Annotated in this window: 11 protein-coding genes, 1 tRNA gene and 1 pseudogene; 7 read left to right on the plus strand and 6 right to left on the minus strand. The window is 36.8% G+C overall.

Going from position 1 to position 19,860, the window contains the following annotated elements:
• Positions 1 to 237 precede the first annotated feature (237 nt).
• The 4 genes from OLM53_RS06740 to OLM53_RS06755 form a co-directional block, all read right to left on the minus strand.
• Positions 238 to 1,005, minus strand: a complete 768-nt coding sequence (locus OLM53_RS06740) for a sulfite exporter TauE/SafE family protein (RefSeq protein WP_264522273.1) — start codon at positions 1,003 to 1,005, stop codon at positions 238 to 240.
• Positions 1,006 to 1,072: 67 nt separating this feature from the next.
• On the minus strand, positions 1,073 to 2,383 hold the full coding sequence (murA, locus tag OLM53_RS06745; protein ID WP_264522274.1) for a UDP-N-acetylglucosamine 1-carboxyvinyltransferase: 1,311 nt from the start codon (positions 2,381 to 2,383) through the stop codon (positions 1,073 to 1,075).
• Positions 2,384 to 2,463: 80 nt separating this feature from the next.
• Positions 2,464 to 3,180, minus strand: coding sequence for a DUF4290 domain-containing protein (locus tag OLM53_RS06750; RefSeq protein ID WP_264522275.1), 717 nt, complete (start codon positions 3,178 to 3,180; stop codon positions 2,464 to 2,466).
• Complete coding sequence (locus OLM53_RS06755; RefSeq protein ID WP_264522276.1) at positions 3,180 to 3,464, minus strand: DUF493 domain-containing protein; 285 nt, start codon at positions 3,462 to 3,464, stop codon at positions 3,180 to 3,182. The genes OLM53_RS06750 and OLM53_RS06755 overlap by 1 nt, the downstream gene beginning before the upstream one ends.
• Before the next feature lie 159 nt (positions 3,465 to 3,623).
• Here OLM53_RS06755 and OLM53_RS06760 point away from each other — a divergent pair, with 159 nt between their 5' ends.
• The 5 genes from OLM53_RS06760 to OLM53_RS06780 all read left to right on the plus strand — a co-directional run bounded on the left by OLM53_RS06760 (position 3,624) and on the right by OLM53_RS06780 (position 8,209).
• A complete protein-coding gene (locus tag OLM53_RS06760; protein ID WP_264522277.1) occupies positions 3,624 to 4,160 on the plus strand; it encodes an AAA family ATPase in 537 nt (178 codons plus the stop codon).
• Between the two features lie 77 nt (positions 4,161 to 4,237).
• Positions 4,238 to 6,130 carry an ATP-dependent DNA helicase RecQ gene (locus OLM53_RS06765; RefSeq protein WP_264522278.1) on the plus strand — a complete coding sequence of 631 codons (1,893 nt, stop codon included), beginning with the start codon at positions 4,238 to 4,240 and terminating at the stop codon, positions 6,128 to 6,130.
• 2 nt (positions 6,131 to 6,132) lie between these two features.
• Positions 6,133 to 7,080: a methionyl-tRNA formyltransferase gene (gene fmt / locus OLM53_RS06770; protein ID WP_264522279.1), complete on the plus strand. Its 948-nt coding sequence runs from the start codon at positions 6,133 to 6,135 to the stop codon at positions 7,078 to 7,080.
• A 175-nt stretch (positions 7,081 to 7,255) separates the two neighbouring features.
• Positions 7,256 to 7,528 carry an HU family DNA-binding protein gene (locus OLM53_RS06775; protein WP_264522280.1) on the plus strand — a complete coding sequence of 91 codons (273 nt, stop codon included), beginning with the start codon at positions 7,256 to 7,258 and terminating at the stop codon, positions 7,526 to 7,528.
• A 120-nt stretch (positions 7,529 to 7,648) separates the two neighbouring features.
• Positions 7,649 to 8,209 carry a YqgE/AlgH family protein gene (locus OLM53_RS06780; RefSeq protein ID WP_264522281.1) on the plus strand — a complete coding sequence of 187 codons (561 nt, stop codon included), beginning with the start codon at positions 7,649 to 7,651 and terminating at the stop codon, positions 8,207 to 8,209.
• On the opposite strand, the pseudogene OLM53_RS06785 reads toward OLM53_RS06780, so the two are convergent.
• Positions 8,206 to 9,041, minus strand: a pseudogene (locus OLM53_RS06785) (aminotransferase class IV). The gene OLM53_RS06780 and the pseudogene OLM53_RS06785 sit on opposite strands and share 4 nt — an antisense overlap.
• Before the next feature lie 51 nt (positions 9,042 to 9,092).
• Positions 9,093 to 9,485 (minus strand): START-like domain-containing protein, encoded by a 393-nt coding sequence (locus tag OLM53_RS06790; protein ID WP_264522282.1) that lies wholly within the window; start codon positions 9,483 to 9,485, stop codon positions 9,093 to 9,095.
• Between the two features lie 144 nt (positions 9,486 to 9,629).
• Between OLM53_RS06790 and OLM53_RS06795 the strand changes: the two genes are divergently transcribed.
• Positions 9,630 to 9,703, plus strand: a tRNA-Met gene (locus OLM53_RS06795).
• 297 nt (positions 9,704 to 10,000) lie between these two features.
• Positions 10,001 to 19,831, plus strand: coding sequence for a choice-of-anchor D domain-containing protein (locus tag OLM53_RS06800; protein ID WP_264522283.1), 9,831 nt, complete (start codon positions 10,001 to 10,003; stop codon positions 19,829 to 19,831).
• The last annotated feature ends 29 nt before the right edge of the window (positions 19,832 to 19,860 follow it).

The raw sequence follows: 19,860 nt of genomic DNA on the forward strand, positions 1-19,860 counted from the left end.
ATAACCCAAACCCCTCCAAAAACCAACTTTCTAGCATTTCCAAGCCCTCCCAGCCTGCGAAAGGTCTTCGGACTCTTGCGAAAGGTCTTCTGACTCCTGCTCAAAAGCTTCTGTGTCTTTCAAAAGAGCTGCTGGAGAGTGCAATTCCTTTTCGGTTGCTTTCGATAAGGTTTCTAAGGCTTACTTTAAGTCTTTATTACCCTTCGGATAAGCTTCTTAGGGCTGATTTTCATTTTATTATTTAAAAAACACATCATAGCCAAAACGGATTAACGTTCCGATGACGACTATCAAAAAGAATATCCGAATAAAACCGTTTCCTTTTTTGATAGCGAGTTTGGCACCAATAAATCCGCCAATAGCATTACAAATCGCCATCGGAATAGCAATAGCCCAAATGATTTTTCCTTTCAGAATAAATAAACATATCGAACCAAAGTTGGTCGCCAAATTCACCATTTTAGCATTCGCGGAAGCGTGAAGAAAATCGAAACCTAAAACTATTACAAAAGCCAACACAAAGAAACTTCCAGTGCCAGGTCCAATAAATCCGTCATAAAAACCAATTACTACACTGATGATTATCGCAAGGAAAATTTGGGTTCTAGGACTATGTTCCTTAGCTTGATGGGCACCAAAGTCTTTTTTGATAAAAGTATAAATCGCGATTAAAGTCAACACCACTAAAAGCAAAGGCTTCATAAAATCGTTATGCACTTTGGTCAATAAAGTAGACCCTAAAAAAGCAGCGGCAAAAGCTCCAATTGCCATAATAGAAAGTAATACCCAATTCATTCCTACTTTCTTCAAGTATTGTCTAGCGGCCAAAAGTGTTCCGCTAAAGGAGGGTATTTTCAAGGAACCAATTACAGTAGCCACAGCGAGATTGGGTAACAAAATCATGGCAACTGGCGTTTGTATTAATCCACCACCGCCCACAATAGCATCTACAAATCCGGCAAGGAAAGCAGCGGTACAAAGCAAAATGATGATGTAGGTTTCCATATTGGTTTAAATGAAAAGAGGCACCATTAGCGCCTCTGTTTTTCAGTATTCTATATTTTTTTTAAAATTACATACGAACTATATTCGCTCCTAATGCACGAAGTCTTTCATCAATTCTTTCGTACCCTCGGTCAATTTGTTCAATGTTTTGAATGGTGGATGTTCCTTTAGCAGAAAGCGCTGCAATCAATAAAGAGATTCCCGCACGAATATCAGGTGAACTCATTACTGTTGCTTTTAATTGCGATTTAAAATCATGGCCCATTACTACGGCACGGTGTGGATCGCACAACATAATTTTGGCTCCCATATCAATCAATTTATCTACGAAGAACAAACGGCTTTCAAACATTTTTTGGTGAATCAAGACATCGCCATTAGCTTGTGTAGCTACTACCAAAACGATACTTAGCAAGTCGGGCGTAAATCCTGGCCATGGCGCATCAGCTATGGTTAAGATAGAACCATCGATATCGGTTTTTACCGTGTATCCTTTAGTATGAGCTGGGATATAAATATCATCTCCTTTTTTCTCTAAAGTGATGCCTAGTTTTCTGAATACATTTGGAATAACCCCTAGATTTTCCCAAGAAACATTTTTGATAGTAATTTCACTTCGAGTCATCGCTGCCAATCCAATCCAAGAACCAATTTCAATCATATCCGGTAGAATTCTGTGCTCACATCCTCCTAGTTTTTCAACACCTTCAATCGTTAGCAAGTTTGACCCCACTCCAGTAATTTTGGCACCCATCGAGTTTAGCATTTTGCACAACTGTTGCAAATACGGTTCGCATGCCGCGTTATAAACAGTGGTGATACCTTCTGCTAAAACAGCAGCCATAACAATGTTTGCCGTTCCTGTTACCGAAGCTTCATCCAATAACATGTGAGCTCCTTTTAATCTTCCTTTGGTTTCCACGCCATAAAAATGGTCTTCTCTCTCGTAACGGAATTTAGCTCCTAAGTTGATAAACCCTTCGAAGTGGGTATCCAAACGACGTCTTCCAATTTTATCACCTCCTGGTTTTGGAATATATCCTTTTCCGTAGCGCGCTAATAAAGGCCCAACAATCATGATAGATCCTCTTAAACTTCCACCTTCTTTTTTGAATGCTTCTGTTTCTAGATAGCCCACATTCACCTCATCCGCTTGAAAGGTGATAGAACCTGGTCCGTTTTTTTGGATTTTAACACCCAAATTTCCTAAAAGCGTGATTAATTTATTAACATCGATGATGTCTGGAATATTGTTGATCGTTACTTTTTCCGGAGTTAAAAGTACGGCACATAAGATTTGTAATGCTTCATTTTTGGCTCCTTGTGGTGTTACATCACCTTTTAGTTGAATGCCACCTTCAATTTTAAAAGTTCCCATTTGTATTTGTTATAGGTTGTGTGTTATACGTTGTATGTTGCGATTAGCTTAACTTAGAAACCACAAATTACAACCTACAACTATTTCTGATTATTGTTATTATTGTTTTTTATAAAAGGCTTCTTGCCCATCTTGTTGCTTTTGATTTTAGCGTTGGATGGCGGCATGTTCTTATTGGACATTTTTTTATTGGTACGCATCAAATCATTGGTATTCAATAACTCTTCAGAGCTTTGCAATAAATTTAATTTACCTCCTGACAATTCGAAAAGATGTTCAAAAATAACGACATCGGTAACGGTGTCTTTGTTCCAACTCAAATAGGATTTCTTCATATGATTGGCAATGACTTTTACCAAAGCATTTTTCATTTCGCCTTCTTCCCAACTGTTGGCTACATCAATCATGTATTTGATATTGTTACCATAAAAACGATACTTAGGATTTTTTTGAGGATAGCCTAACCGTTCCGGTTTTAAGTTGATAACATCTCTTGTTGGTATCGGATAAGGAGAATCAACATCTAATTTAAAATCAGACATGATGAAAATTTGATCCCACAACTTGTGTTGAAAATCGGGTACATCTCGCAAGTGCGGATTTAAACTTCCCATTACCTGAATGATATATTTGGCCGCTTTATTGCGTTCTTGTCTATCCTCAATAACCGTAGCCTGATCAATCAATTTTTGCAAATGACGACCATATTCTGGAATGATTAAATGCGGTCTTTCGGCATTGTATTCCAAATGGTGTACAACGTCATTCGCATTTTCTTTTATATATCTCTCAACCATTATAATGAAATTATTCCTTCAATATTTGAAACTTCTATGTATTTCTCCACCACGCTTTCAGGACTTTGCATCAAAACGTTAACGGAAAGACTAGTGTATTTTCCTGTTTTGGATTGTGTAGTATGAATTACGGCCCCTAAATTATCAAAAGCATTTTCTACTTCTTCAATTTTTTTAGCATCGGTGGGAACAATAAATTTGTATAAGTATTCGCTGGGCCACGTTGAAGTATTATTTAATTCTTCTCGTAATCTTATGTAAAATTCTTCTGTTTTCTTATCCATGAATTTCAAAATAAAAGCAAATATACAGTATTGGTTTTAGATTTTGGAAATAGCAATATACGATTTAAAAAAAATAATTTTCATTCCGAAAAATAAATGCTAATTCGCTTTACATATTCTAATTAGTTTCAATAAATTTGCCCCTTATTTCAAAAAATCTTGAAAAAAGAACTTATAGTCATAACAGGTGGTCCCGGAACAGGTAAAACCACTATCATCGATGCTCTCATCGAACAAGGCTATGCGTGCTTTCCCGAAATTTCTCGTCAAGTTACTATGGAAGCCAAAAAACAAGGTATCGAACAATTGTTTTTGGAAAAACCATTACTCTTTAGCGAATTATTATTAGAAGGCAGAAAAAAACAGCACCAACAAGCTCTTGCCGATCAAGCCGAAATTGTATTCATGGACAGAGGAATACCTGATGTTTTAGCGTATATGCATTACATTGGCGACAGTTATCCCGCTTTTTTTGATCAGGCTTGTAAAGAACATAATTACTCTAAAATATTTGTGTTACCCCCTTGGGAAGACATTTACGAAAGTGATGAAGAGCGCTATGAAAACTTTGAGCAAGCCAAACTCATCTTCGAGCATTTGTTAGAAACCTATCAAAACTATGGTTACGAACTCGTTGAAGTTCCAAGAGGAACTGTTGAAGAACGTATTCAGTTTATCTTGAACCAACTGGCATAATTACACCTTTTGTGTAATAGCAGACCATTTCTTTTTCATACTTTTATCCCAAAGCCAAAACATTTAGCATTCTTACATTGAACAAAGCCATAGAAATACTCCAAAAGTATTGGAAACACGATGCTTTTCGTGAGCCACAGGAAGCTATAATTACTTCGGTGATAGATGGCAAGGATACTTTTGCTTTGATGCCCACTGGTGGCGGAAAATCAATATGTTTTCAGGTGCCTGCTATGATGCAAGACGGAATTTGTTTGGTTATTTCTCCGCTAATAGCTTTGATGCGCGATCAAGTTCAAAACTTGCAAGGAAAAGGAATAAAAGCCATAGCCTTGACGGGTGGAATTCATCAAGATGAGATTATTGATTTGTTGGACAATTGTCAGTTTGGCAACTATAAATTCCTCTATCTTTCCCCCGAACGTTTGCAAAACGATTGGATTTTGGAACGCATTAAAAGCCTTCCTATCAACCTCATTGCCATTGATGAAGCACATTGTGTTTCGCAATGGGGACATGATTTCCGACCTGCTTATTTGAAGATTGCACAACTCAAAGAATTATTTCCCAAAGTACCTTTTTTGGCTTTGACCGCTTCGGCAACATCGCGGGTGAAAGAAGATATTATTACCCAATTAAAATTGGACAACCCACAGGTTTTCTCTAAATCATTTTACCGAGAAAACATTGCTTATATGGTTTTTGAAACCGAAGACAAATTGCATCTTTTGCAACAAATATTGCACAAGAACAGTGAACCATCCATTATTTATGTAACCAATAGAAAATCATGCTCAGAAACTGTTTTTCAGTTGGAGAATATGGGATTCAAAGCTACTTTTTATCACGGAGGTCTGTCCTCAAAAGATAAAGAGAAACAGATGCAACTTTGGATGGAAGAAAAAGTGCAAGTGATGGTTGCTACCAATGCTTTCGGAATGGGCATAGATAAAGCGAATGTCAAAACAATAATCCATTTGCATTTACCTCAAAATCTGGAAAACTATTACCAAGAAACAGGTCGTGCTGGCAGAAATGGAGAAAAGGCTTTTGCGATTTTACTTAACAATCCTTCTGATATTTTCCATGCTGAGTCACAATTTATAAGCATTTTACCTGACAAACCTTTTTTAAATTTGGTATTTTCAAAACTGTGTTCGTTTTTACAAATCGCATACGGAGAAGGCATTGATGAACAGTTTGGTTTTAATCTCAATCAGTTTTGCAGCAAATATAATTTCCCAACATTAAAGACATATAATGCATTACAGTTCTTGGACAGACAAGGAATCATTACTTTATCGCAAGAGTTTTCAGAGAAAATAAGTTTACAATTTACGATTCCGTCTAAAGAAGTCATTCGGTACATGAGTTTAAATCCGAATGACGAAGAAATTATGCTGACTATTTTGAGAACCTATCCCGGAATTTATGATATGCAAACCGCTTTCAACCCGATATTAATTGCCAAAAAGGCTAATACAAACGAAGTTGCAGTAGTAACGCTTTTACAAAAACTAAAAGAAAAGCAAATTGTTGATTTGATTGCTAGAAACAACGATGCGAAGATTACATTTAACGAAGTAAGGGAAGACGAGCGTACTATTAATAGAGTTTCAAAATATCTAGAAGCTCAAAATAAATTAAAAATTGAGCAATTGCAAGCGGTACTGCACTATAGCAAAGACGACAAGACATGTAAACAGAAATTGTTGATGCAGTATTTTGGTGAAACTATAAAGAAAGATTGTGGGGTTTGCTCCTATTGTATTTCAAAAAATAAAAAGAAAAGCAATCCAGATGATTTATCAGAAAAAATTATTGCATTGTTAAAAATTCAGGATTTCAATTCAAGGGATATTCAAAAACTAACCAAATTTCCGAAAGACGATGTTATCTTTGCCCTGCAAAACCTTTTGGAAAAGGATACCATTAGCATCAAATCAAATAATTTATACTCTTTAAAATAAAAATGGAAAAGTTACGCATTGTTTTTATGGGAACTCCTGAATTTGCTGTTGGCATTTTGGATACCATCATTAAAAATAAGTACGAGGTTGTTGGTGTCATAACCGCAGCAGATAAACCAGCGGGTCGTGGCCAAAAGATAAAATATTCAGCCGTAAAAGAATATGCTTTAGAGAACAACTTAAAATTATTGCAACCTACCAATCTCAAAGACGAAGTTTTCTTATCAGAACTCCAAAGTTTAAACGCTAATCTTCAAGTTGTGGTTGCTTTTAGAATGTTGCCCGAAGTGGTTTGGAGAATGCCAAAACTTGGGACTTTTAATTTGCATGCTTCTTTGTTACCTAACTATCGAGGGGCGGCACCAATAAACTGGGCTATAATCAATGGAGAAACTAAAACAGGGGTAACCACATTTTTTATTGATGATAAAATTGATACTGGCGCAATGATTTTGAATAAAGAAATCGCTATTACTGAAGAGGAAAATGCAGGAGTTTTGCATGATAAGTTAATGCGATTAGGAAGTGAAGCACTAGTAGAAACTTTATCTATTATAGAAAAAGGAAATGTTAAGACAACTATTCAAAAAGATACCGCAGAAATCAAAACTGCTTATAAACTAAACCGTGACAATTGTAAAATTGACTGGAGTAAGTCGGCCACTGAAATTCATAATTTAATTCGTGGACTATCACCTTATCCAACAGCTTGGTGTTTCTTTAAAGACAATGGTGAAGAATGGAATGTTAAAATATACGAAGCTAGGACTCACGTAGAAATTCACAATTATAATATAGGACAAATTATTGCTTCCAAAAAAGAGATTAAGATTGCTGTAAAAGATGGTTTTATCCAAATCTTAAATCTTCAATTTCCAGCAAAGAAAAAAATGATGACAAATGAACTATTAAACGGTATCACTTTTTCTGAAAAAGCACAAGCAGAGTAAGGCTTAAAGAGTATTTAGTCGACAAAATCATCACTAAAACGATGGTTTATCAACAAATAAACCAAGTTATCAACAAAAATTTGAAAAAAATACGAAAACGCTTGTGCAGTAAGGAATTCCTATTAAATTTGTTATCATTAACAAAATGTTTAACCAACAATTAATAACTAACATTATGAACAAATCAGAATTAATCGATGCAATTGCAGCTGACGCTGGAGTAACAAAAGCTGCGGCTAAATTAGCTTTAGAATCATTTTTAGGAAATGTAAGCCAAACTTTGAAAAAAGGTGGAAGAGTTTCTTTAGTAGGATTCGGATCTTGGTCAGTATCTAAAAGAGCTGCAAGAGATGGAAGAAACCCACAAACTGGTAAAACTATCAAAATTGCTGCTAAAAATGTAGTTAAATTCAAAGCTGGTGCAGAATTAGACGGAGCAGTAAACTAATAATATAGTTAATCTGATATACAAAGGCCATTCGCAATGCGAGTGGCTTTTTTGCTTTTTGTGGTTAATAATTTGGAAAATACTATTTTTTTTCCCAACTTTATTAAAAATTAGCTAAAAATGATTACAGAAAAACTAAAAAAAGGGCATTTGCTAATAGCCGAACCTTCTATAATAGGAGATTTATCTTTTAATAGGTCTGTCGTTTTATTAGCTGATCATAATTCAGAAGGTTCTGTTGGTTTTATTCTAAATAAACCTCTTAAATATACGATTCAAGATTTACTACCAGAAATTGAATCAAATTTTAAAATCTACAATGGTGGTCCTGTTGAACAAGACAATCTTTATTTTATTCACAATGTTCCTAATTTAATTCCAGATAGTATTGAAATCTCTAGCGGAATATATTGGGGAGGTGATTTCGAGTTGACCAAAGACTTAATCAATACTGGCATTCTTAAGAAAAAAAACATTCGCTTTTTTCTAGGTTATACTGGTTGGGACTCCAACCAATTAGAAAGTGAGATGCAAGCAAATTCCTGGATTTTAACCAAAAATATTTATGAAAATAAAATTCTCGGAAAAGCATCTACCCATTTTTGGAAAGAAAAAATTATAGAATTAGGAGGTGAATACCTAATTTGGTCCAATGCTCCAGAAAATCCAATCTTAAATTAATCCTCAATCAATTGATTTAGTCTCTCTAGCAATAGATTAGAAACCTTAACTCCAAATTCTTTTTTACGGTATTTTGTTATGGGTTGGATTCCAATAATAACGTTAGTAACAAATAATTCGTCTGCTTTTTGTAAATCAAATGGAGAAATCTCCATTTCAACCATATCAATAGTATCTATTTGTTTGGCTAAAGAAATTATTTGCTTTCTCATAATTCCATTCAGACAACCCTCTGATATTGGGGGGTAATTAAAGTGTTCCCCAATAACATAAACAAATTACCATTGGTGGCTTCAATCACATTTTTAACTTCATTAATAAGCAAGCAAGAATTCAACTGATTTTCTTTAGCAAAAATACTTGCTGTAACATGAGTAATCTTGTTAGCTGTTTTAAGAGTAGAAAGTAACTGTTTAGGTACTATAAAATCTTTATACAAATCAACTTCAAACTGACTTAGACCAAATTGATACTTTTTTTGATTCAACTCAATAGCCTGTATCAGAAAAGAAACTGAATTATCTGACGGCAAATAGTACCCTCCTTCATTTCTATATACATTAAATCGAACTCGGGCTGAGTTTTCAAAATTATTGCGTCTGACTAAATCTAAAATCTGTTCTTCTAAATATTCTAATGTGAAAGTCATTGGGATTTCCATTCTAATGATTCGCATGGAGGCCATTAATCTAAAATAGTGGTCTTCAAAAAATAGAATTCTATTATTTACCACCTTTAACGTTTCAAAAACGCCATCACCATATAAAAAAGAACGATTAGAAATCGACAAATGCAGATTTGTATCCTGAACTACTCCATTAAAATTAATCATAAAAAAATCCCGTTTTAAAACGGGACAAATATAACTTATATAAAATGGATTCTAAATAGAACCTATAACATGTTTTAAATCGGAAATTTGATTTTCCCATAATAGTTTTGATTCATCAATTTCATCTTCATTTGCAAAGTCAACAACCATTAAAGAAACATCTTTAGTAATCTCGTCTTCTAAAATTTTTAATTCAAAATAGTATTCTGTATCTTTTTTGGAATCGTCTACCCATTTAAATTTTACTTTCTCACCTGTTTTTTTTGAGGCAAGACGTGCGTTTTCTTCAACATCATCCCAAATAAAGGTAAAGAACTCTCCTCTAGAATTAACATTATCAGCAAACCATTCTTGCAATCCAGAAGGTGTAGAAATGTATTGATAAAGTAATTGAGGTGAGGAATTTAAAGGAAATTCAAGCTCGTAGCGGATTTTACTTTCCATAATCTGAATAAATTTTTTGGAAATATATAGAATATAATATCAATAAAAAAGCTTTTTAAAAAATAAAAAAAATAAGTGTTTTAGCTTTGGAACCATTGATATTAATTTTATATTTGCACCCGCATTCAGGGAATGCTAAATAATGGCGAGGTAGCTCAGTCGGTTAGAGCGCAGGATTCATAACCCTGAGGTCGGGAGTTCAAATCTCCCTCTCGCTACAAAAAAAATTAAAAGGTTTGGAACTTTCCAAACCTTTTTTTTTGCTTTCCACTTCACCTCTTTTACATTTCAACACCATTTCATGAATAACTTAAAAAAGTAGTTGAATAATTATATTAAAAAAATATTTTGTAAGTTTTTTACTTTTTAAAAACAATGAAATATGCATTTCGTCGATTTTTTTATGCTTTTTATCGATTATATTTAAAAAAAATATAGTTTTGAATCGTCAAATAAAAACAAAATGAAGTACAAAATGCTTCATTTAAATAATAAATCGTAATAACCCCAGAGTTATGAAAAAATTATTACTTAAATCAGAAAAGTACAGCCTATTAATCCTACTATTAATAGTTACCTCTATAAGTAGAGGTCAAAGTACACAAACGTATTCAACAAACGGTACATTCACAGTCCCTGCAGGAGTTACAACCATTCAGGTTGAAGCCTATGGTGGTGGTGGTGGTGGTGGTTTCGGCCGTAGCGGTGGTAGTGGTGGTAGTACAAATGGCGGAGGCGGAGGCGGAGGCGGAGCTTATACTTTAATTAACTCTGTTACTGTGGTGCCAGGAACATCATATTCATTAACTATTGGAAATGGTGGAAGCGGAACAACAGGTGGTAATGGTGGTAATGGTACAACAACTACTGCAACCTTTGGAAGTACAACAATTAACGCTACTGGTGGTGCTGGTGGAAAAAGCTATTCAAATGGAGGAAATGGAGGAAATGGAGGAAGCGGAACAAGAAATGGTGGAACTGGAGGTTCAGGAACTACATCAGGATCCGGTGGTGGTGGTGGTTGCGGTGGTACAACAGCTAATGGCGGTAGTGGATCTGTTCCAAATGCTGGTGTTGCTGGTGGCGGACCAATTGCTGGTGCTGGTGGTGCTGGTACAACTTCAGGAACTTCAGTAGGAACTTCAGGTAGTAACTACGGAGGCGGAGGCGGAGGCGGAACTAAAAATTCAAATGGAGGAAATGGTGCAGGTGGATATATGATCATCACTTATACTTGTCCAACCTACGCTTTAACATCAACAACTTCACCGAATATGTGTGGTGCTGCAGTATCTACAGTAACTCTAAATGGATCTGCTACTTCTTTACCAGTAGGTACTTATACGGTGACTTATAACCTTTCAGGATCAACTGTTGCTTCAGGAAGTACAGCAGCAATGACAGTATCAACTGCTGGAACAGGAACTTTTACAACTTCATCTATAAATTTAGGAACAACAACAATTACAGTTACTAATTTAACGTCTTCATACTGCTCAAGTGCAATTTCAAGTAACAACACAGTATCTGTAGGTGTTTATTCAACTCCAACAGCTGTGGCAGGTTCTGCAATGAACACTTGTTCTACTTCAGGAGCAGTTAATATTACTGGAGGTTCTAGTGCCACTAATCAAACTTTAGTAACTTGGACATCAAATGGAACTGGAACTATTACTAATCCAAATTCCTTAACAACTTGTACTTATACTCCTAGTGCGGCAGAAAATACTGCTGGAAGTACTATTACACTAACATTAACAGCTTCAAATCCTGCTTGTTCAAATGCAACTTCAACGAAAACCCTAACCATAACTAAAGCATCAACAGCTGTTGCTGCTGGCCCTAATACAGTATGTCAATCGGCTACTCCATCTGCTATCACCTTAACTGGTGCTAGTGTTGGTGGTGGTGCAACTACTGGTGCTTGGTCTATTACCTCTGGTGGAGGAACTTTAAGCTCTACAGCTCAAACTGCGTCACCAGCTACTGTAACCTACACTCCAGCAGCCAATTTCTCTGGTACGGTTACTCTTACTCTCACTTCTAATTTCGGAACTGGATGTACCGCTGCTACAGATGCAAGAACTATAACTGTTACTCCTATTGCAACGGCTGTTGCTGGTGGGCCAGATAATACATGCCAATCAGCTACTCCATCAGCTATTACCTTAACTGGTGCTAGTGTTGGTGGTGGTGCAACTACTGGAGCTTGGTCTATTACCTCTGGTGGAGGAACTTTAAGCTCTACGTCTCAAACTGCTTCTCCTGCTACCGTAACTTATACTCCAGCTGCTAATTTCTCTGGAACGGTTACTCTTACCCTTACTTCAAACGTTGGAACTGGATGTAGTACTCCTGCAACAGTTACTAGAACTATAACAGTTACGCCTATTGCAACAGCTGTTGCGGGTGGGCCAGATAATATATGTCAATCAGCTACTCCAACTGCTATTACCTTAACTGGTGCTAGTGTTGGTGGTGGTGCCACTACTGGAGCGTGGTCTATTACCTCTGGTGGAGGAACTTTAAGCTCTACAGCCCAAACTGCTTCTCCTGCTACTGTAACTTATACTCCAGCAGCTAATTTCTCTGGAACGGTTACTCTTACGCTTACTTCTAATTTCGGAACTGGATGTAGTACTCCTGCAACTGTTACTAGAACCATTAATGTAGGTTTGGCTTCAACAGCTAATGCAGGTGGGCCTAATACAGTATGTCAATCAGCTACTCCAGCTGCTATTACCCTAACTGGTGCTAGTGTTGGTGGGGCCGCAACTACTGGGGCTTGGTCTATTACCTCTGGTGGAGGAACTTTAAGCTCTACGGCTCAAACTGCTTCTCCCGCTACTGTAACTTATACTCCCGCTGCTAATTTCTCTGGTACGGTTACTCTTACTCTTACCTCTAATTTCGGAACTGGATGTACTGCTGCTACAGCTACAAGAACTATAACTGTTACTCCTATTGCAACAGCTGTTGCTGGTGGGCCTGATAATATATGTCAATCAGCTACTCCAGCTGCTATTACCTTAACTGGTGCTAGTGTTGGTGGTGGTGCCACTACTGGAGCTTGGTCTATTACTTCTGGTGGAGGAACTTTAAGCTCTACGGCTCAAACTGCTTCTCCTGCTTCTGTAACTTATACTCCCGCTGCTAATTTCTCTGGAACTGTTACTCTTACGCTTACTTCTAATGTTGGAACGGGATGTAGTACTCCTGCAACAGTTACTAGAACCATTAATGTAGGTTTGGCTTCAACTGCTAACGCAGGTGGGCCTGATACTGTATGTCAATCGGCTACCCCATTACCTATTGTCCTGACTGGAGCTAATGTTGGTGGGGCTGCAACTACTGGAGCTTGGTCAATTACCTCTGGAGGAGGAACTTTAAGCTCTACAGCTCAAACACTTTTACCAGCACTTGTAACTTATACTCCAGCAGCTAATTTCTCTGGAACGGTTACTCTTACCCTTACTTCTAATTTCGGAACTGGATGTACCGCTGCTACAGCTACAAGAACTATAACTGTTACTCCTATTGCAACAGCTGTTGCTGGTGGCCCTAATACAGTATGTCAATCGGCTACTCCAGCTGCTATTACTTTAACTGGTGCTAGTGTTGGTGGTGGTGCCACTACTGGGGCTTGGTCTATTACCTCTGGTGGAGGAACTTTAAGCTCTACCGCTCAAATTGCTTCTCCTGCTACTGTAACTTATACTCCAGCCGCTAATTTCACAGGAACTGTTACTCTTACCCTTACTTCTAATGTTGGAACGGGATGTAGTACTCCTGCAACTGTTACTAGAACTATCAATGTAACTTCGGCTTCAACTGCTAATGCAGGTGGACCTAATACAGTGTGTCAATCAGCTACTCCAACTGCTATTACCTTAACTGGTGCTAGTGTTGGTGGTGGTGCCACTACTGGAGCTTGGTCTATTACCTCTGGCGGAGGAACTTTAAGCTCTACAGCTCAAACTGCTTCTCCTGCTTCTGTAACTTATACTCCAGCAGCTAATTTCTCTGGAACGGTTACTCTTACTCTTACTTCAAATTTTGGAACTTCATGTACCGCTGCTACAGCTACAAGAACTATAACTGTTACTCCTATAGCAACTGCTGTTGCTGGTGGTCCTAATACAGTATGTCAATCGGCTACTCCAGCTGCTATTACTTTAACTGGCGCTAGTATTGGTGGTGGTGCCACTACTGGAGCTTGGTCTATTACCTCTGGTGGAGGAACTTTAAGCTCTACGGCTCAAACTGCTTCTCCTGCTTCTGTAACTTATACTCCAGCAGCTAATTTCTCTGGAACAGCTACTCTTACTCTTACTTCTAATGTTGGAACGGGATGTAGTACTCCTGCAACTGTTACTAGAACTATCAATGTAACTTTGGCTTCAACAGCTAATGCAGGTGGCCCTAATACAGTATGTCAATCAGCTACTCCTTCTGCTATTACTTTAACTGGTGCTAGTGTTGGTGGAGGTGCCACTACTGGAGCTTGGTCTATTACTTCTGGTGGAGGAACTTTAAGCTCTACGGCTCAAACTGCCTCTCCTGCTTCTGTAACTTATACTCCAGCAGCTAATTTCTCTGGAACAGTTACTCTTACTCTTACTTCAAATTTTGGAACTTCATGTACCGCTGCTACAGCTACAAGAACTATAACTGTTACTCCTATAGCAACTGCTGTTGCTGGTGGTCCTGATAATACATGCCAATCAGCTACTCCATCTGCTATTACGTTAACTGGAGCTAGTGTTGGTGGGGGTGCCACTACTGGGGCTTGGTCTATTACCTCTGGTGGAGGAACTTTAAGCTCTACGGCTCAAACTGCTTCTCCTGCTACTGTAACTTATACTCCAGCTGCTAATTTCACAGGAACTGTTACTCTTACTCTTACTTCTAATGTTGGAACGGGATGCAGTACTCCTGCAACTGTTACTAGAACTATTAATGTAGTTGCAACTCCAACTATTACTAGTACAACTCCTGGATCAAGAACTGGAACTGGAACTGTATTACTTGGAGCGACAGCGTCTTTAGGGACAATAAACTGGTATGCTGCATCAACTGGTGGTTCTTCATTAGGAACTGGAAATCCTTTTACAACACCTATTATTTCAACAACCACAACTTACTATGTTGAAGCTATTAATGGAGCTTGTCCTTCTACACCAAGGACTGCTGTTGTGGCAACGGTAAATTATCCAGAAATTGATGTTCAAGGAAATGCAACTTCTATTGTAAGTGGAGATGTTACTCCTTCAACAACAGATTGGACTGATTTTGGAACAACAAACTCAACTAGAACTTTTACAATTCGAAATACTGGTAGTGCATTACTAACCGTTGGAACAGTAAACGTTACTGGTATCAATGCTAGTGAATTTACTATTACTACTCCTCCAAGTAGCACTGTTGCTGTTGGCTCTAGTACTACATTCGTAGTAACTTTTGCAGCAACTGCTATTGGGGTAAGAACGGCTACTATTTCCTTCTCAAATAATGATAGTAACGAAAACCCATATAGCTTTGACGTACAAGGAACTGGTATTGAACAAGAAATAGACATCCAAGGAAATGGAACTTCTATTGTAGATGGCGATATGACTCCAACAACTTCAGATTGGACCGATTTTAGCAATGTTGCTGGAACAAGAACATTTACTATTCGTAATACTGGGAATGTGGCACTAACTATTGGTACTATAACAATTGGTGGTACAAATGCTTCTGATTTTGTTGTTACCACTCCTCCTGCTGCAACTGTTGCTGCTAACAGTAGTACAACTTTCGTAGTAACATTCACTCCTAGTGCAATCAATACAAGAACTGCTACAATAAGCATCGTAAATAATGACAACACAGAAAATCCATATGATTTCGCAATACAAGGATTTGGTATAATCCCTGAAATTGATATTCAAGGAAATGCAACTTCAATTGTTGATGGTGATACTACTCCTTCAACTACAGACTGGACTGATTTTAGTTCTACTGCAGGAACAAGAACGTTTACAATTTATAACAACGGAAATATAGCATTAACGCTTGGAGCAATTTCTATTACTGGTGCCAATGCTTCAGAGTTTACAGTAACTTCTGCTCCAGCAGCTTCTGTTGCAGCTTTTAGCAGCACAACTTTTACAATCACATTTTTACCTACTGCTATTGGAACTAGATCTGCCGTATTTAGTATTGTAAATAACGACAATAATGAAAACCCATATAACTTTAACATTCAAGGAACAGGTACTACAAGAGAAATAGATGTACAAGGAATTGGTCTATCTATTGCAAGTGGTGACTTAGTTACTTCTGTTAATGATGGAACTGACTTTGGTCCAGCTGATATTAACTTAGCAACAGTAACTCGTACTTTTACAATTCTAAACACGGGTTCACTTCCATTAACTATATCTAACCCTACTATCTCTGGAGCTAATGCTTCTGAATTTACAGTAACTGCTAACCCAGGAACATTATCTATCGGTGCAGGTTCTAGTACAACTTTCCAAGTAACTTTTAACCCTAGTGCTGTATTTACAAGAGTTGCTCAAATCAATATCGTAAATAACGATAGCGATGAAAACCCATACACTTTTGCAATTCAAGGAACAGGTTTACTTGATAATGATGGAGATGGAATAGAAAACAATGCTGATCAAGACGATGATAATGATGGTATTATAGATACTATTGAATGTGGTACTTGTGTTAGTGACCCATTTGTAAATGGTAGTTTTGAAACACCTGTTATTGGAGCTTCAACTTATAGTATAGAACCTGCTGCTAACGTAACTGGATGGACTAATAGTGCTGAAAACTTCATCGAAATTTGGAGTACAGGATTTAACGGAGTGCCTTCTGCTGCTGGAAATCAATTTGCCGAATTAAATGCTAATGTGGCAGGAAATCTTTACCAAACTTTTTGTTTGAACGGTGCTGGTGGAACTATCAACTGGGCTCTTAAACACAGAGGAAGATCTGGAACAGACGTAGCAGAAGTTAGATTTGGAGCTACTTTAGGAACAATTGCAACAGTAGCAACTATGACAGATGGAAATACTGCTTGGGGTTCTTACTCTGGAACTTATACTATACCAGTTGGACAAACTTCTATCGTTCTAGCCTTTACAGCTGTTTCATCAACAGGAGGATTATCTTATGGTAATTTTATTGATGACATACAAATTATCATCAACCAAAACTGTGTGGATACAGACGGAGACAGTGTTGCTGATATTCTTGATGTAGATAGTGATAACGATGGTATTCCAGATATTGAAGAAGCTGGATTTAAACAATATAGTAACAATACTGGTACTATGGATAAAACCAATCCTGCTAACTGGACTGACACAAATGCAAATGGAATTAATGACTATATTGATGCGAAGATTACTGCATTAACTTATTCTATTCCAGATACTGATGGTGATGGTATAGCTAATCACTTAGATTTAGATAGTGATAATGATACTTTATTTGATGTTGATGAAGCCAATACTTTAAATGGTGATGGTGACATTAATGATGATGGAAAAGGCGATGGAGCTGATACAGAAGGTGACGGTTTATTAAATCTTTTTGATAATTCAACTGCTTTTGGTTCAACTTTCAGAGCTTATGCTCAAGATAGTGATGGAAATACAATTCCTGATTTCTTACAACTAGACTCAAATGACGACGGTACTGATGACATCCAAACTGGTTTATATGCTAGTTACGATACTAATGGTGACGGAAAAATTGATGGTACTGGTGACTCTGATAATGATGGTATTCTAAATGTATTCGATACTAATGATGCCTTAAGAGGTTCTCCAAGAGATTTAAGCAGAAAACTATATCTAGATTTTGATGGTAGAAATGATTATGCTGAAGATTCATCAATTTTAGGTGGATTATCAAATGCATCATTGATGGCTTGGGTTGACCTTGCTCCAGGATACAATGCTGATGGTTTTATCGTAGGTCAAAACTTATTTCACATAAGAATGGCAGCTGCAAAAAAATTAGAAGTGGCTGTTAACGGAATCACATTGACCTATAATTTTGCTTTAAATACTTCACAATGGTATCACGTGGCTGCAACCTATGGAGGTGGTAATTTAAACCTGTATTTAAACGGAAAATTAGTAGCTACACAAGCAGTATCAGGTGCTATTGGCGCTGATGCTACAAAATTGACTTTGGGTAGAAACCCATCTACATTAAACAAATATTTCAAAGGTAAAATTGATGAGGTAAGAGTGTTTAATACTACATTAACAGCTGCACAAGTGCAAAGAATGGTGTATCAAGAAATTCAAAATACAGCTTCACAAGTTAGAGGTGCTATTGTTCCTAAAGATGTTGGTTCACTCCCTTTTGCTAATGTATTGAGATACTATAAAATGGATACATACAAAGATGATATTGTAGATGATTTAACAACAGCATCTGTAGATACAGGAACCGGAATGAAATTGTACAACCACAAAGTTATCGCTGTACAACAAGCTCCAATGCCATTCACAACTTTGAGAACTGGAACATTTGCAACAGCTATTGATGATACAACAAAAGACATTAGAGGTTTAGATGCAACTGAGTTGGATTATTCAATTATTCAAGTAAAACACAATATTACTGATACTACTAACAATGTTGATTTAGCCATGTTTATTGATCCAGGAGTAACTGTTAAAATGAATAATGATACCAAACTTCAAAACGATTGGTATATCAAACTAGATGGTAAAATTGATTTAACTGGTAAATCTCAATTTGTTCAAACTGCAAATTCTGAGCTAGATGTAACAAGTGCTGGTTCATTAGAAAGAGACCAACAAGGACAGTCTAATAAATATAATTATAACTATTGGTCTTCTCCTGTTAGTTCAATAAACAATACTACAATCAATCATGGATTCACTGTAGCTGGAGTTATGAAGGACGGAACTGATCCAAACAACATCCAAAATTTAAACTGGACAACTGGAGTAAACGGTTCACCTACAACACCTATTACTTTGAGTAGCTACTGGATATTTAAATTCCAAAACTCAACTAATAGTTATGCTAACTGGTCATCTGCTGGACAAAACGGAGCTTTATTGCCAGGACAAGGATTTACAATGAAAGGTTGTGGTTCAGCAACAGCAGATCAAAACTATACTTTTGTTGGAAAACCAAATAATGGTATTATTACCTCAGCTGTAGGAGCTAATAACTTAAACCTATGCGGTAATCCTTATCCATCAGCAATCGATGCGGATCAGTTTATTGATGACAACGCAACAAGTATAAAAGGGACATTATATATCTGGCAACATTACAGCTCAAATAATTCTCATACTACTGTTCAGTATCAAGGTGGTTATGCAACTTATACCAAAACTGGAGGAACAGCTCCTGTAGCTCCAGCTGGAGTTAGCGGTTTAGGTTCAAGTAGTAAAACACCTAAGAGATTTATACCAGTTGGACAAGGATTTTTTGTAACAGGTTCAGCTACTGGTGGAACTATCACTTTTAACAATGGTCAAAGACTATTCATAAAAGAAGATGACGCTACCAATTCTTATACTATGTTCAAAACAACTAATCCTACTGTAGCAAATCCAAACCCTGCTATGAATAATTCGGAAGATAGTTTTGTTCAAGAACAATTTATGAAATTAAGATTAGGATATAATTCTACTGACAATTATCACAGACAAACTTTGCTAGGTTTTATGAACCAACACGCAACAGCTGGATTTGATAATGGATATGATGGAGTAAGTATTGAAACACTTTCAAATGATATGTATTTTATCAATGGAACAGATCACTTAAACATTAATGGTGATGGCTATTTCAATGTAAATAATATTTATCCTTTAGGGGTTAAAAATGCAACTTCTGGTAATGTTACTTTCGTTGTGGATGCCAAAGAAAACTTTGATGCTAATCAAGAAATATACATCTATGACAATGTAACAAGTACTTACAACAGTATTAAATCTCAACCTTATCAAGTGAACCTTCCAGCTGGAACTTATGACACTAGATTCTCGTTAAGATTTAAAAACGGAGGAGCTCTTGGAACTACAGACGTTGAAGAAAATCATGGAATTACTGTGAATCACTCACAAGCAAACAACATGATCAACATCAAAAACGAATTGCAAGAGGCTACTGTAAAATCTGTTTTATTGTTCAATTTATTGGGACAAAAAGTAACAGAGTGGTCAATTAACAACCAAGACCAAGCAGATATTCACTTACCAGTTTCAGAGGTAAGCACAGGTACTTACATTGTAAAAGTAGTTACCGACAATGGAAACGTAACCAAAAAAATCTTAATAAAATAATGATTCATTTTGCTCTTTATTTGACACTA

Origin of the sequence: Flavobacterium sp. N1994 (assembly GCF_025947145.1) — a bacterium.
Taxonomy (GTDB): domain Bacteria; phylum Bacteroidota; class Bacteroidia; order Flavobacteriales; family Flavobacteriaceae; genus Flavobacterium.